This is a genomic window from Mycolicibacter sinensis (assembly GCF_001667945.1).
Classification (GTDB): Bacteria; Actinomycetota; Actinomycetes; order Mycobacteriales; family Mycobacteriaceae; genus Mycobacterium; species Mycobacterium sinense_B.
Genome location: NZ_LZJK01000142.1, coordinates 15,641 through 30,031, shown reverse-complemented (window position 1 = coordinate 30,031; position 14,391 = coordinate 15,641). Strand labels below are relative to the sequence as shown.

The 14,391-nt window shown below is 68.4% G+C and carries 13 protein-coding genes; 5 read left to right on the top strand and 8 right to left on the bottom strand.

Annotated elements, in window-relative coordinates:
- Together A5694_RS18310 and A5694_RS18305 are read right to left on the bottom strand one after the other, a co-directional pair.
- On the bottom strand, positions 1–2,231 hold a 2,231-nt coding region (locus A5694_RS18310; RefSeq protein WP_064923730.1), incomplete at its 3' end, for an MMPL family transporter.
- Positions 2,224–2,640 (bottom strand): hypothetical protein, encoded by a 417-nt coding sequence (locus A5694_RS18305; protein WP_131809617.1) that lies wholly within the window; start codon positions 2,638–2,640, stop codon positions 2,224–2,226. The genes A5694_RS18310 and A5694_RS18305, both read right to left, overlap by 8 nt.
- A gap of 98 nt (positions 2,641–2,738) precedes the next feature.
- On the opposite strand from A5694_RS18305, the gene A5694_RS18300 reads away from it, so the two are divergent.
- Together A5694_RS18300 and A5694_RS18295 are read left to right on the top strand one after the other, a co-directional pair.
- The gene (locus A5694_RS18300; protein WP_064923735.1) at positions 2,739–3,938 is read left to right on the top strand and encodes a sensor histidine kinase; all 1,200 of its coding nucleotides are present in this window, start codon (positions 2,739–2,741) and stop codon (positions 3,936–3,938) included.
- Position 3,939: 1 nt separating this feature from the next.
- Positions 3,940–4,608, top strand: coding sequence for a response regulator transcription factor (locus A5694_RS18295; RefSeq protein ID WP_064923729.1), 669 nt, complete (start codon positions 3,940–3,942; stop codon positions 4,606–4,608).
- A 154-nt stretch (positions 4,609–4,762) separates the two neighbouring features.
- Here A5694_RS18295 and A5694_RS18290 read toward each other — a convergent pair whose 3' ends face one another.
- Entirely contained in the window at positions 4,763–5,380 is a 618-nt protein-coding gene (locus A5694_RS18290) for a carbonic anhydrase (RefSeq protein ID WP_064923733.1), read from the bottom strand.
- A 25-nt stretch (positions 5,381–5,405) separates the two neighbouring features.
- Between A5694_RS18290 and A5694_RS18285 the strand changes: the two genes are divergently transcribed.
- A complete protein-coding gene (locus A5694_RS18285) occupies positions 5,406–6,302 on the top strand; it encodes an A/G-specific adenine glycosylase (RefSeq protein WP_064923734.1) in 897 nt (298 codons plus the stop codon).
- Here the strand turns inward: A5694_RS18285 and A5694_RS18280 are convergent.
- Positions 6,269–7,030: an alpha/beta fold hydrolase gene (locus A5694_RS18280; protein WP_064923728.1), complete on the bottom strand. Its 762-nt coding sequence runs from the start codon at positions 7,028–7,030 to the stop codon at positions 6,269–6,271. The genes A5694_RS18285 and A5694_RS18280 overlap by 34 nt on opposite strands.
- 24 nt (positions 7,031–7,054) lie before the next feature.
- On the opposite strand from A5694_RS18280, the gene A5694_RS18275 reads away from it, so the two are divergent.
- Both A5694_RS18275 and A5694_RS18270 read left to right on the top strand, forming a co-directional pair.
- On the top strand, positions 7,055–7,372 hold the full coding sequence (locus tag A5694_RS18275) for an antibiotic biosynthesis monooxygenase family protein (protein ID WP_064923727.1): 318 nt from the start codon (positions 7,055–7,057) through the stop codon (positions 7,370–7,372).
- 4 nt (positions 7,373–7,376) lie between these two features.
- A complete protein-coding gene (locus tag A5694_RS18270; RefSeq protein ID WP_064923726.1) occupies positions 7,377–8,717 on the top strand; it encodes a serine hydrolase in 1,341 nt (446 codons plus the stop codon).
- A 67-nt stretch (positions 8,718–8,784) separates the two neighbouring features.
- Here A5694_RS18270 and clpC1 read toward each other — a convergent pair whose 3' ends face one another.
- From clpC1 to A5694_RS18250, 4 genes are all read right to left on the bottom strand, one after another.
- Positions 8,785–11,307 (bottom strand): ATP-dependent protease ATP-binding subunit ClpC, encoded by a 2,523-nt coding sequence (clpC1, locus tag A5694_RS18265; RefSeq protein ID WP_064923725.1) that lies wholly within the window; start codon positions 11,305–11,307, stop codon positions 8,785–8,787.
- 266 nt (positions 11,308–11,573) lie between these two features.
- On the bottom strand, positions 11,574–11,909 hold the full coding sequence (gene lsr2, locus A5694_RS18260) for a histone-like nucleoid-structuring protein Lsr2 (RefSeq protein WP_064923724.1): 336 nt from the start codon (positions 11,907–11,909) through the stop codon (positions 11,574–11,576).
- Between the two features lie 115 nt (positions 11,910–12,024).
- Positions 12,025–13,551: a lysine--tRNA ligase gene (gene lysS / locus A5694_RS18255; protein ID WP_064923723.1), complete on the bottom strand. Its 1,527-nt coding sequence runs from the start codon at positions 13,549–13,551 to the stop codon at positions 12,025–12,027.
- Between the two features lie 30 nt (positions 13,552–13,581).
- Complete coding sequence (locus tag A5694_RS18250; RefSeq protein ID WP_064923722.1) at positions 13,582–14,391, bottom strand: type III pantothenate kinase; 810 nt, start codon at positions 14,389–14,391, stop codon at positions 13,582–13,584.

Below are 14,391 nucleotides of genomic sequence, written 5' to 3'. Positions count from 1 at the left end.
AGGTGCACTGACACCGGGGTCAGCGTTCCCTCCTTGGTCGCCTCCCGCACCGCGGTCTCGATGAGCTCCGCGCGCTGGGCCCCGTCGGCCCCCCATTCCTGTCCGTCGCCGTAGACCAGTAGCAAGGTCGCCCGGCCATCCGGTGACATCAGCGTGCGGAGCACTTCGGCGTACCTCGGGTCGGACAGCGCGCGGGCGGGCAGATAGAAACCGCCCGCCGCGCTGCCCTGGAAATCGCCTGCGACCGCGCGCAGGTACGCGGTGAGTTCACGCAACTGCGACGGCAACGCATCCACCACGGCACGCAACTCGCCGGTTGCGGCCCGGGCTTGGTCCAGCACCTCACGCATCGACGCCACAGCGGCCGGCAGCCCGGCCAACGCAGCCGTCGCGGTACCGGATCCCGATGCCAGTTTAACTGCGCCATCGATCAATTCGGCCGAACTGCGGGCGACGTCGTCGACCGGCCCGACAACCCGGGCCGCCACCGAGCAGATCGGGTTGACCGCACAATCCGGGGTGTTGTCGACGAACCCCCGCAGCGGATCGAGATATCCCGACAGCGCGTCGACGTCGCGCCGCAGGCCGTCCATCCCCGAGCGCATATCGGCAGCGGCCGAATCGATTTCACGCAGACCGGAGGCGCCGCCGGCCAGCCCGCCACCCAGCTGATCCATCGCCGCGGACACCTGCGACAACACGGCATCCACATCGCTCACCCGCAACAGCCGCTCGGCCAGCGCATCGACACCGGCGCCCAGCTGTTCGCCGAGCAGCCCGGACTGATGACTCAACGTCGCCTCATCCGGTACCGCGCCCGCCGGACGGCTCGCCGATTGCACACCTCGCACCCCGGGGATCGCCATGAGCGCCCGGCTGACTCGTTCGACGGCGAGCAGACCGGCCGGGTTGCGCAGATCGTGATCGGCCTCGACGGTGACCATATCGGGCAGCAATTGATTCGCCGCGAAATGCCGGTCCATCGCGGCGTAGCCACGATTGGATTCGACACCTGCCGGGGTCGCCGACGGCTCGTTCCAGCCGGTCTGCATGCCGATCAACGGCACCGTCAAGACCAGGACCAGCCCCACACTCGCCGCCATGATCGGGCCGGGCCAGCGTGCGACGACGACCCCGAGCCGACGCCACCGGCGAGCGATCAGCGACCGGCGAGGTTCCAGCAGGCCTCGCCGGCCGGCCAACGCGATCAGCGCAGGGGTCAAAGTCAGTGCTGCCGCCAGGACCACCAGGATCCCTATGCCGCAGGGTATTCCGGCGCTACGGAACATGCTGATCCGGGCCAGGCTCAAACACGCCAACGCCGCGGCGATGGTCAGCCCGGAGCCGACGATGACCGGGGCGACACCGCGGTAGGCGGCGGCCAGGGCGTCCGCGGGATCGATCCCGCGGCGGCGGCCCTCGTGGTAGCGACCGATCAGAAAGATCGCGTAGTCGGTGCCGGCGCCCAGGATCATCGCCGCGAGCAGCGCGACGGTGAACAGCGACACCTCGACGAGACCATGCTCACCGAGCAGGGCGACCAGCGGCCGGGCCAGCGCCAGCGCCAGGCCCACCGCGATGAGCGGGACCGCCGCGGTCACCGGCGAACGGTAGACGAGCAACAGCAGCAGCATGATCACCAGCACGGTCACCGCGGTGATCGCGAGCATCTGGTGGTCGATCGCCGCGAACTCGTCGACCAGGGTGGCGCCGGGCCCGGTGACGAACACCTGCAGGCCGGCGGGCGGGCCGAGCCGGGCCACCGCATCGCGGACCGCGGTGACCGACTCGGCGGCCGCCGACGTGCCCAGCGCCCCGGACAGCCGCACCATCATATTGACCGCCCGCTGGTCGCGACTCTGCGGCGCCGACGAGGTGAGCGGTGCCGTCCACAGGTCGGTGACGGCGTGCACGTGGCGGGAATCGGCTCGCAGCGCGGCCACCAGCGCCTCGTAGTAGTGCCGATCCGCCGGCCGCAGCGATTGGTCACGTTCCAGCACAACATAGTTGAGGTTGTTGCTGGGCGCGTCGCCGAACAGTTGCGCAGCTCGGCCGGCCGCGACGTTGTTGGCCGCGTCGGCGGGCATGAACGACCCGGAGTGCGACGCCACCACCCGTTCCAGCTGCGGCACGGCCAGATTGGCCAGACCGGCCGCGGCGATCCACGCCAGCACCACCGCGACCGCCCAGCGCTGGGTGAACCGGGCGACGAAGCCGGCCAGCTCAGGCAATGGTCTGCAATCCGAAGGGCACACCGTCGAACAGTTCCTCGAGCCTCGGTTCACGGTGCTGCAGCGCTCGGACCCGCACCGATCGCGCCGCGGCGGCATCCAAAAGGGCGCGAAGGCCCGGTTGTTGGGCGGCCAGTTCGGCTCTGGCCAGCTCGGCCGGCACACCGTCGTAGTGGGCCTGGTCGAGTTTTGCCGCCAATGCGGTCATCCAGCGCTGCTGCAATGCCAGCAGCAGGCTTTCCTCGCTGCCGAACAGCCGCTCGATGTCTGGGGCGTTGCCGTTGAAATGCAGTGCTGAATCAGGTGCTTCGGCGGCGCGGTCGATCAGGTCGGCCATAAACGCCATCCGCTGGTGAAACTGGTTCCACGTGATGTCAGCAACGCTAGGAATCATCACCGGGCTCGACATCGTGCCGCGGTTCGGTTTTGGTTCTCCCACTCCGGGCGCAGTGCGTCTCCACCCGCAGAAGGATGTGCGCGGGCGGACCTGCCTTCTACGATGAGCCGATGTTGGGTGAGGTGGCCGGGTTTGTGCGCGATCGGATCCGGCAGCGCGCTGGGCTCATCCCAACCGGCTACTCCTGGTCGTTCGTCCTGCTGGTCGACGGCTGCATGGTGGTGAGCCTGGTCGCATCGGCCCTACAACGCACTCGCGCCGACATTCCCGCTTCCGCCGCCGCGGCGCTGCTCGCGCTCGCACCGTTGGCGCTGTTCTTTGCGGCCGGAGTCAAGTTCCTGCCCGGCTTGGTGTGGGCGACTTCGTTAGCGGCCACCGCCATTCTGCTGTTCGCGACCTCTACGCCGGTCGACGGCGATCTCGCGCCGGCCTTGCTGGTGGTGACGCTGGGGGCGTTCGCGGCACTGGGTCCATCGCTGTACGGACCGCTTGCGCTTGTGTCGGCGGTGGCCCTGCTGGCGGCGGCGTCGGCGTTGCACCGCCTCGACGCGCTGCCGCTCTATCTGGGCATGGCCGCAATGGGCTGGCTGGTGGGGATTCTGACCCGGATCCAGGCGCAGCTGCTCGTCACCCAACAGGAGCTGCAGGCCGATCTGGCCGAGCACGCGGCCGCCGACGAACGGCGCCGCATCGCCCGCGAGGTGCATGACGTCATCGCGCATTCGCTGTCCATCACCCTGCTGCACGTCACCGGGGCCCGGCATGCCCTGCAGCAGGACCGCGACGTCGACGACGCGGTCGACGCACTCACCGATGCCGAGCGACTGGGCCGGCAGGCGATGGCCGATATCCGCCGCACGGTCGGGTTGTTGGAGGACGGTCCGGCCGGCACCGCCCCGGAACCGGCCATTGCCGACCTGGCGGATTTGATCGCCGATTACGCCCAGGCCGGGCTGAAAGTCACGCTGCGCAGCGAGGGGTCGAGCGATCCGGTGTCGGCGGCCACCGGGCTGGCGCTGTACCGCATCGCCCAGGAGTCGCTGGCCAATATCGCCAAGCATGCACCTGAGTCCAAAGCCACGGTGGCCCTTACTGTTTCGCCCGCCACCGCGCTGCTGTCCATTGTCAATGAGATGCCGGTCGCGGTGGCCTCAGCATCTCGGGACGGTCGCGGGCTGGCCGGGATGCGCCAGCGCGTCGAGCTGCTCGGCGGCACCATCGATGCCGGGCCGTGCCCGCAAGGGTGGTCGGTGCGCGCCGAGATCCCGTTGACCGACCCGGGCTCGCGGTTGTGGCGGTGCCCGCTCTGACATGGCCGGCCCCGAGATCTCCGTGCTGCTGGTCGACGACCAGGACCTGGTCCGCTCCGGGCTGCGCCGGATTCTGCGTCGCAAGGACGGGTTCGTCGTCACCGGCGAATGCGCCGACGGTGACGAGGTTCCCGACGCGGTCGCCGAGCACCGCCCGGATGTGGTGGTAATGGATCTGCGGATGAAGCGCCTCGACGGGATCGAAGCCACCCGCGGACTTACCGCCACCCCGGGCTCGCCGCCGGTCCTGGCACTGACCACGTTCGATGAGGATGAGCTGCTGTCGGCGGCGTTGCGGGCCGGCGCATCCGGGTTCGTCCTCAAGGACTCGCCGGCGGAGGAGTTGATCCGCGCCGTGCGCGCGGTCGCCGGAGGCGACGGCTACCTCGACCAGGCAGTCACCGCCCGGGTATTGAGCACCTACCGCAACGTCACCGTCGAACATCGCGCGCAGGCCGTCACCGAGCTGACCGCACGCGAGCGTGATGTGCTCCGGTTGATCGCCCAGGGGCGGTCCAACGGTGAGATCGCCGACGACCTGTTCATCTCCGAGGTGACGGTGAAAAGTCACATCGGCCGCATCTTCGCCAAGCTCGACCTGCGCGACCGCGCCGCGGCCATCGTTTACGCCTACGACCACGGCGTCGTCACGCCGCGCTACGGCGGCTGAGCTGGGCTGACTGTGCGGCTCGCCCCCTCGCCGCTGCGCGGCTGGGGGTACCCCCAGAGCCGGCTCGTCCCTGGCCCGCCTCGTCGCCGTCTACGCCGGCTGATCGCGGCGGTTCCAGCTTCGCCTCTGCTTCGTCGAGCCTCGCTGAACCGCCCTAGTCGCCGATGTCACCGAGGTGATCGCGGGCCTGCACCCGCCCGTCGGCCAGGTGGTAGGTCGCGCCGACGATCGCCAGCCTCCCGGCCGCGATCTGGTCGGCGATCACCGTGGACCGAGCGGCCAACTGCGCCACTGTCTCGTTGACGTGGCGGGTCTCGAACTCGTCGACGGCGCTCAGCCCGTCCCGCCGGCCCAGCAGGATCGACGGGGTCACCCGCTCAACGATGTCACGCAGGTAGCCGCCCGGCACGGCGCCGCCGTCCAGCGCCGACAGCGTCGCCTTGACCGCGCCGCAGCTGTCGTGACCGAGCACCACGATCAGCGGCACGTCGAGCACTGCCACCCCGAACTCGATGGAACCCAACACCGCCGAGTCGATGACGTGGCCGGCGGTGCGCACCACGAACATGTCGCCCAGACCCTGGTCGAAGATCAGTTCGGCGGCCACCCGGCTGTCACCGCAGCCGAACACCACCGCGGTCGGCTTCTGGCCATTGGCCAGGGCGGCGCGGCGCGCGACATCCTGGCTGGGATGGAGGGGTTCGCCGGCGACGAAGCGCTCGTTACCCTCCTTGAGTGCCTTCCACGCGGATATCGGGTTCGAGTTCGGCATACCCGACATTGTGCACGGCCGGCCGATGAGCATCGACGCGGGCAACCTACTCGGCTGGTTCGACCTCGCCGAACGCGACCTGCCGTGGCGGGCCGACGGTGTGACGCCGTGGCAGATCCTGGTCAGCGAGTTCATGCTGCAGCAGACCCCGGTGGCGCGGGTGCTGCCGATCTGGTCGGACTGGGTGGTGCGCTGGCCGACACCGTCGGCAACGGCGGCCGCGACCCCCGCCGAGGTGCTGCGGGCCTGGGGAAAGCTCGGCTATCCGCGCCGGGCCAAACGACTCCATGAATGCGCGACGGTGATCGCCCGTGACTTCGCCGACGTGGTCCCCGACGACGTCGAGGTCTTGGAACAACTGCCGGGGATCGGCAGCTATACCGCGCGGGCGGTGGCCTGTTTCGCTTACCGCAAACCGGTTCCGGTCGTCGACACCAATGTGCGCCGGGTGGTGGCCCGCGCCGTGCAGGGACGCGCCGACGCCGGGACGCCGTCGGCGAAACGCGACCATGCCGACGTCGCCGCCCTGCTGCCCGATGCCGCGCGGGCCGCCCGATTCTCGGCCGCCTTGATGGAATTGGGCGCCACGGTGTGCACGGCGCGGGCACCACGCTGCGCCGCCTGCCCGTTGCGTTCCTGCGCGTGGCGAGACCGTGGATTCCCGCCCGGCAGCGCCGCCAAACGGCCCGCCCAACGCTATGCCGGCACCGACCGCCAGGTGCGCGGACGCCTGTTGGATGTGTTGCGGGACAACGCGTTTCCGGTCACGAGAGCAGAACTGGACGTGGCCTGGCCGATCGATGAAGTTCAGCGAGAACGCGCCCTGGCCTCGCTGCTGGACGACGGGCTGGTCGAACGGCTCGCCGACGACCGCTTCGCGCTGCCCGGTCAGGACAGAAACGACTCGACAGCCTCGCGGTAGACCTGCGGCGCCTCGTCGTGCACCAAATGACCGGCGTCGGGGACGCGCAGGTAAGTGCTGGCCGAAGCGATGCGGTGCATTTCGCGCATCTGCCCGGGCGGCGTCACCGAGTTGCCGGCTTCGATGAGCAGCGACGGCGCCCGCACGGCGCGCCACTGCTCCCAGTAGTCGCGGGTGCCCCACTCCGCGGCGATCTGCACCCAGCGCGCGGGTTGACCGTGCAGCCGCCAGCCGGTCTCGGTGCGGTCGAAGGCCTCCAGGAAGTACCGCCCGGCGATCTCGCCGAATTCGGCCACCACCTGCTCTGCCCGGGTGAACTCGACCGGCAGGGCATGCACCCACGGTTCCCAGGCTCCGGTGGTCCGGCCACGGAAGTCCGGCGCCATGTCCTCGACCACCAGCGCGGAGACCAGCTCCGGATGGCGGGCCGCCAGGCACCACGAATGCAGCGCGCCCATCGAGTGGCCCACCAGGCGCACCGGACCTGGTAGCTGCTGCACCGCGACCGCCAGATCGGCCACGAAGCTTTCCGTGGCGATCGGATGCGGGTCGACCACGTCACGGCCACGATGCCACGGTGCGTCATAGGTGTAGACCGCCCCGAGCCGGGTCAGCCACACCCACTGCCGCGGCCAGGTGCTGCCGCGGCCCATCAGCCCGTGTACCAGCACCAGCGGCGCCCCGTGCCCACCGCGATAGGTCAGCAACTCACTCGACGCGGTATCCACCCGGGGCACGGTAGCCTAGGCCGCATGGCAGTGGTGAAGATCAACGCAATCGAGGTGCCCCCGGGCGCCGGTCCGGAACTGGAGAAGCGGTTCGCCAACCGTGCACACACGGTGGACTCTTCGCCGGGTTTCCTGGGCTTCCAGCTGCTGCGCCCGGTCAAGGGCGACGACCGCTACTTCGTGGTCACCAAGTGGGAGTCCGACGAGGCGTTCCAGGCCTGGGCGACCGGACGCAGCGCCGAGGCGCACGCCCAGAGCAGCAAAAACCCCGTCGCCACCGGTGCCAGCCTGTTGGAATTCGAGGTCGTGCTGGACGTTGCCGGAACCGCCGCACAGGCCTAGCCCCGTGCGGCGTCACCTGGCGGCATGGACAGCCACGGTAGGCCTGGCAGCCATCGCCGCGTCAGCCGCCGGCTGCGCCCCCTCCCCCGCAGCGCCGTCGGACCCGGACGCCGGCGGGGTGGCGATCTCCACCAAGACCCCGCCTGGTCTGCGCGCCAAGCAGACCATGGACATGCTGAACTCCGATTGGCCGATCGGCCCGGTCGGGGTGGCCACCCTGGCAGCGCCGGACAAGGTCGACCAGGTCGTCACGACCATGGAATCGCTGTGGTGGGACCGGCCGTTCCGGCTCGACGGCGTCGATATCCGCGCGGGCGCGGCCACTCTGCACCTGACGACCTCCTACGGTGCCCGCCAGGACATCCGGATCCGCACCGACGACAACGGGATGGTGGACCTGTTCAAAGCCACCACCGAGACGCCACCCATTCATTCCTGGCAGGACATCGACGCGGTGTTGAGCCGGACCGGCGCCCGCTACTCCTATCAGGCCTCACGCATCGAGGGCGGGGTGTGCAAACCGGTGGCCGGCACCAACGCCAGCCAGTCGCTGCCGCTGGCGTCGATCTTCAAGCTGTACGTGCTGCTGGCGGTGGCCAACGAGGTGAAGGCCGGCACGGTGTCCTGGGACGACCCGCTGACCATCACTGGCCGGGCCAAGGTGGTCGGGTCGTCCGGGCTGGAGGAGCTACCCGAGGGCGCCCACGTATCGGTGCGCAAGGCGGCCGAGAAGATGATCGCCACCAGCGACAACATGGCGACCGATCTGCTGATCGGGCACGTCGGCACTCGTGCCGTCGAACGGGCGCTGGTCGCGGCCGGGCACCACGATCCGGCCAGCATGACACCGTTCCCCACCATGTACGAACTGTTCTCGGTGGGCTGGGGCAAACCGGACCTGCGTGAGCAGTGGCAGCACGGTTCAGCCCAGGAGCGGGCAAAGCTGTTGCAGCAGGCCAACTCCCGGCCGTATGAGCCGGATCCGGTGCGCGCGCACATCCCGGCATCGGCCTATGGCGCCGAGTGGTACGGCAGCGCCGAGGACATCTGCCGGGTGCACGTCGCGCTGCAAGCCGGTGCGGTGGGCAAGGCCGCACCGGTCAAGGAGATCCTGTCCGCAGTCCGCGGCATCGACCTGAGCCACGCCGACTGGCCCTACATCGGCGCCAAAGCCGGCGGGCTGCCCGGCGATCTGACCTTCAGCTGGTACGCCGTCGACGCGACCGGCCAGACCTGGGTGGTCAGCTTCCAGCTCAACTGGCCGCGTGACCACGGCAAGAGCGTCGGCAGCTGGATGCTGCAGATCGCCAAGCAGGCTTTCGGCCTGCTGCCGGTGGGGCGCTAGGGCCCGAAACGGAATCTGGCGACGCGACCCGCCAGGTCAGCGTCGCCAGATTCCGACTCGCCGAGGATTAATCGCCGGCCGGCGCACCCGCCTGAGCGAGGTCCGCCTCGACCGGCTTCTGGCTGCCGGCGAAGGTGAAGACCGCATTCTCGTGCGCGCCCTCGCCGTCCCAGTTCTCCACGTCGACGGTGACCAGCTGGCCGGGGCCGACCTCTTCGAACAGGATCTTCTCGGAGAGCTGGTCCTCGATCTCGCGCTGGATGGTGCGCCGCAGCGGACGCGCGCCCAGCACCGGGTCGAAACCGCGCTTGGCCAGCAAAGCCTTGGCCTTGTCGGTCAGCGCGATGTCCATGTCCTTGGCCCGCAGCTGCTTGGCCACCCGCCCGATCAGCAGATCGACCATCTCGATGATCTCTTCCTTGGACAGCTGGTGGAAGACGATGATGTCGTCGATGCGGTTGAGGAACTCCGGACGGAAGTGCTTCTTGAGCTCGTCGTTGACCTTGAGCTTCATCCGCTCGTAGTTGTTCTCCCCGCCGCCCTGGGTGAAGCCCAGCCCGACCGCCTTGGAGATGTCGGAGGTGCCCAGGTTGGAGGTGAAGATCAGCACGCAGTTCTTGAAGTCCACCGTGCGGCCTTGGCCGTCGGTGAGGCGGCCGTCCTCCAGCACCTGCAACAGGCTGTTGTAGATCTCCTGGTGCGCCTTCTCGATCTCGTCGAACAGCACCACCGAGAACGGCTTGCGCCGCACCTTCTCGGTCAGCTGGCCGCCCTCCTCGTAGCCGACGTAGCCGGGCGGAGCACCGAACAGCCTAGAGGCGGTGAACCGGTCGTGGAACTCGCCCATGTCGATCTGGATGAGCGCGTCGTCGTCGCCGAAGAGGAACTCCGCCAGTGCCTTGGACAGCTCGGTCTTACCGACCCCGGACGGCCCGGCGAAGATGAACGAACCGGATGGGCGCTTCGGGTCCTTCAGCCCGGCGCGGGTGCGGCGGATGGCCTTCGAGACCGCGTTGACCGCGTCGTTCTGGCCGATGATCCGCTTGTGCAGCTCGTCTTCCATCCGCAGCAGGCGGGTGGTCTCGGCCTCGGTCAGCTTGAACACCGGGATACCGGTCCAGTTGCCCAGCACCTCGGCGATCTGCTCGTCGTCGACTTCCGCGACCACATCCAGATCACCGGAACGCCACTGCTTTTCACGCTCGGCCCGCTGCGCCACCAGTTGCTTCTCCCGGTCCCGCAGGCTGGCGGCCTTCTCGAAGTCCTGCGCGTCGATCGCGGACTCCTTCTCGCGGCGCGCGTCGGCGATCTTCTCGTCGAACTCGCGCAGGTCCGGCGGTGCGGTCATCCGGCGGATCCGCATCCGGGCACCGGCCTCGTCGATCAAGTCGATCGCCTTGTCCGGCAGGAACCGGTCGTTGATGTAGCGGTCGGCCAAGGTGGCCGCCGCCACGATGGCCGAGTCGCTGATCGAAACCCGGTGGTGGGCTTCGTAGCGGTCCCGCAGGCCCTTGAGGATCTCGATGGTGTGCTCGACGGTGGGCTCACCGACCTGCACCGGCTGGAACCGGCGCTCCAGTGCGGCATCCTTCTCGATGTACTTGCGGTACTCGTCGAGGGTGGTGGCGCCGATCGTCTGCAGCTCGCCGCGAGCCAGCTTGGGCTTGAGGATCGAGGCCGCGTCGATGGCGCCCTCGGCCGCGCCCGCCCCGACCAGGGTGTGCAACTCGTCGATGAACAAGATGATGTCGCCGCGGGTGTTGATCTCCTTGAGGACCTTCTTCAGCCGCTCCTCGAAGTCACCGCGGTACCGGCTGCCGGCCACCAGCGAACCCAGGTCCAGGGTGTAGAGCTGCTTGTCCTTCAGCGTCTCGGGGACCTCACCGGCCACGATCGCCTGCGCCAGCCCCTCCACGACCGCGGTCTTGCCGACGCCGGGCTCGCCGATCAGCACCGGGTTGTTCTTGGTGCGCCGGGACAGCACCTGCATGACCCGCTCGATTTCCTTCTCCCGGCCGATCACCGGGTCGAGCTTGCCCTCCATCGCCGCGGCAGTGAGGTTGCGGCCGAACTGGTCGAGCACCAACGAGGTCGACGGCGAGCCGGACTCCCCGCCGCGGCCGCCGGTGCCGGCCTCGGCGGTCTCCTTGCCCTGGTAGCCGCTGAGCAGCTGGATGACCTGCTGGCGCACCCGGGTTAGGTCGGCGCCCAACTTGACCAGCACCTGGGCCGCGACGCCCTCGCCCTCGCGGATCAGGCCGAGCAGGATGTGCTCGGTGCCGATGTAGTTGTGGCCGAGCTGCAGCGCCTCACGCAGGCTCAGCTCGAGCACCTTCTTGGCACGGGGGGTGAAGGGGATGTGCCCGGACGGCGCCTGCTGGCCCTGGCCGATGATCTCTTCGACCTGGCTGCGCACCCCCTCTAAGGAGATGCCCAGCGACTCCAGCGACTTGGCGGCCACGCCCTCGCCCTCGTGGATCAGGCCAAGCAGGATGTGCTCGGTCCCGATGTAGTTGTGGTTGAGCATCCGCGCCTCTTCCTGCGCGAGGACGACAACCCTGCGGGCCCGGTCGGTAAATCTTTCGAACATCGGCGGCTACCTGCTCTCCCTCACCATCGGTACATGGTCGGCCTCGGCTCGGCCTCGCGTACCTGCCGTCCACTGTAGTGGGCGGCCGAGCGCGCTGTGACCTGCCGGGCAATGCGTACCGAATCGACTACTTGCGGTGGCAGACCCCGAAAGGCCTGGCACCCGATGCAAGGGAGTAACGCCGTGACCGCCGAATGCGTTCCGATCGATCACCCGGTTCGCCAGGAGCGAAAAGCCGGGGTTGCTGCGGCGGTTCCAGCTTCGGCTCAGGTGGCAGCGTGGAATGCGTCGATGATATCGGCCGGGATGCGGCCGCGGGTCGACACGTTGTGGCCGTTGCGGCGAGCCCACTCGCGGATCGCGGCGCTCTGTTCCCGGTCGATCGTGCCGCGGCGGCCGCCGCCGGACCGTCCGCGCCGGCGCCCCCCGACCCGACGGCCCGCGTCGGCCCACTTCTTCAACTCAGCGCGCAGTTTCGCGGCATTCTTGCTCGAAAGGTCGATCTCATAGGTCACCCCGTCCAGCCCGAATTCGACTGTTTCGTCGGCGGCACCCTCACCATCGAAATCATCGATCAAGGTGACGGTCACTTTTTTCGCCATTGGTAGCCCCTCAGTTAGCTTTCCTGCGCGCAAACTGTGCGCAAGCCGTATTCGACCTCGCGGACCAATGTGCCATAAAAATAGGCGCGCTTCAACACAACAGGCAGGCGGGAGTTCAGTTGCCGTGACGCCGAACAATCGGGAACAAAACCGTGTCCCTAATTGACAGGCCCGTTAGGACCATCAGCAGGCGGTCGATACCCATTCCGGTGCCGGTGCACGGCGGCATCGCGTGTTCCATCGCCGCCAGGAAGTCTTCGTCAAGCGCCATCGCCTCGTTGTCGCCGGCCGCCGCGGCACGGGCTTGGGCCGCAAAGCGTTCGCGCTGCACCACCGGATCGACGAGCTCGGAGTAGCCGGTGGCCAGCTCGACGCCGCGCATGTACAGATCCCACTTCTCGGTGACTCCGTCGATACTGCGGTGTTGGCGGGTCAGCGGCGTCGTCTCCACCGGGAAATCCCGGACGAACGTGGGTGCGCTCAGGTCATTGCCCACCGCATGTTCCCACAACTCTTCAACCAGCTTCCCGTGCCCATAGCCACGGTCTCTGGGAATTTCAACTCCGCGATCGTCGGCGATGGCCCATAACCGATCGACCGATGTTGCCGGTGTGATCTCCTCGCCCATCGCCTGCGACAGTGACGGATACATTTCTACCGTCGCCCATTCACCGTCAATGTCGTAGATGCTGCCGTCGGGCAACGGCAGTTGACGGGTCCCGATCACCTCGTCGGCGACCTCTTGAATAATCTCCCGGGTGGCCACCGCCGAGTCATCGTAGGTGCCATAGGCCTGGTAGGTCTCCAGCATCGAGAACTCCGGCGAATGGGTGGAATCGGCACCTTCGTTGCGGAACACCCGATTCAGTTCGAAGACCCGGTCGAACCCGCCGACGACGCAGCGTTTCAGGAACAGCTCGGGCGCGATCCGCAGGTAAAGGTCGGCGTCGAGCGCGTTGGAGTGGGTGACGAACGGCCGGGCGGCCGCTCCCCCGGCCAGGGTCTGCAACATCGGCGTCTCGACTTCGAGGAATCCGCGGCGCTCCAACGCGGAGCGGATGGCCCGAATCACGAGGATCCGCTGGCGGGCTACGGTGCGCGCCTCCGGGCGGACGATCAGGTCGACGTAACGCTGCCGAACCCGGGATTCCTCGCTCATCTCCTTGTGCGCGACGGGCAGGGGCCGCAACGATTTGGACGCCATCTGCCAGTCATCGGCCAGCACCGACAGTTCGCCGCGCCGCGAGCTGATCACCTCGCCGTGCACGAAAACGATGTCGCCGAGGTCGACGTCGGCTTTCCACGCCTCCAGCTCCTGCTCGCCGACGCTGGCCAGGCTGATCATCACCTGCAACTGGGTGCCGTCGCCCTCCTGCAGGGTGGCGAAGCACAGCTTGCCGGAGTTGCGGGCGAACACCACCCGGCCGGCGACGCCGACGACGTCGCCGGTGGCGGTATCGGCGGCTAGATCGGGGTAGCTGGTCCGGATCTCGGCGAGCGTGTGGGTGCGATCCACCGCGACCGGGTAAGGGTCGCGGCCTTGTGCCAGCAGCCGTGCCCGTTTGTCGCGGCGGATCCGAAACTGCTCGGGGAGGTCGGAATCCTCAGGTTGCGAGTGCTGTGGGGTATCGGCGGAGCTCACGACGTGCCAGCTTAATCAACCGGCAGGAGCTCAGCGCGCGGGCCGCAGCCTGCCCCGTTGACTGTCCCGGTTGCGTTCGAAAACCAACCGCAACCCATCGAGGGTGAGGTTGGCGTCGTAGTGGTCGACCGTTTCCAGGTCGGCGAGCAACAGTGGAGCGGTGTGGCCGGTGGCTACCACGGTGGTGTCGGCTAACCCGGGTGCGTCGTCGCGAACCCGGCGAACCAGCCCGTCGACCAGCCCCGCGAACCCGAACACCGCACCGGCCTGCATGCATTCGACGGTGTTCTTGCCGATCACCGAGCGCGGGCGGGTCAGTTCCACCCGGCGCAGCCCCGCCGAGCGGGCCGCGGCGGCATCCGAGGAGATCTGGACGCCGGGTGCGATAGCGCCGCCCAGGAATTCTCCCTTGGCCGACACCACGTCGACGCAGATCGACGAGCCGAAGTCGACGACGATGGCCGCCGAGTTGAATTTGTGGAAAGCGGCCAGGCAGTTGACGATCCGGTCGGCGCCGACTTCCTTGGGATTGTCGACCAACAGTGGGATCCCGGTGCGCACGCCCGGTTCGATCAGCACCGACGGCACCGAGGGCCAGTACTGATCGAGCATCACTCGTACTTCGTGCAGCACCGACGGCACCGTGGACAGCGCGGCGGCGCCGGTGAGCTGTTCGCCGTCGTCGCCGATCAGGCCGTCCAGCGTCAGGGCCAGCTCGTCAGCGGTGATCTCCGCTTCGGTACGAATCCGCCACTGCTGCACGACGTTTCCGTGCTCACCCGACCCGGCGATCAGGCCGATGACGGTGTGGGTGTTACGGACGTCGATCGCCAGCAGCAC

Excerpts from the sequence above, each read along its gene's own strand:
- A5694_RS18305 (WP_131809617.1), bottom strand. The coding sequence starts at position 2,640 with ATGTCGAGCCCGGTGATGATTCCTAGCGTTGCTGACATCACGTGGAAC.
- A5694_RS18275 (WP_064923727.1), top strand. The coding sequence starts at position 7,055 with ATGGCAGTGGTGAAGATCAACGCAATCGAGGTGCCCCCGGGCGCCGGT.
- A5694_RS18285 (WP_064923734.1), top strand. The coding sequence starts at position 5,406 with ATGAGCATCGACGCGGGCAACCTACTCGGCTGGTTCGACCTCGCCGAA.
- A5694_RS18290 (WP_064923733.1), bottom strand. The coding sequence starts at position 5,380 with ATGCCGAACTCGAACCCGATATCCGCGTGGAAGGCACTCAAGGAGGGT.
- A5694_RS18295 (WP_064923729.1), top strand. The coding sequence starts at position 3,940 with ATGGCCGGCCCCGAGATCTCCGTGCTGCTGGTCGACGACCAGGACCTG.
- clpC1 (WP_064923725.1), bottom strand. The coding sequence starts at position 11,307 with ATGTTCGAAAGATTTACCGACCGGGCCCGCAGGGTTGTCGTCCTCGCG.
- lsr2 (WP_064923724.1), bottom strand. The coding sequence starts at position 11,909 with ATGGCGAAAAAAGTGACCGTCACCTTGATCGATGATTTCGATGGTGAG.
- A5694_RS18300 (WP_064923735.1), top strand. The coding sequence starts at position 2,739 with ATGTTGGGTGAGGTGGCCGGGTTTGTGCGCGATCGGATCCGGCAGCGC.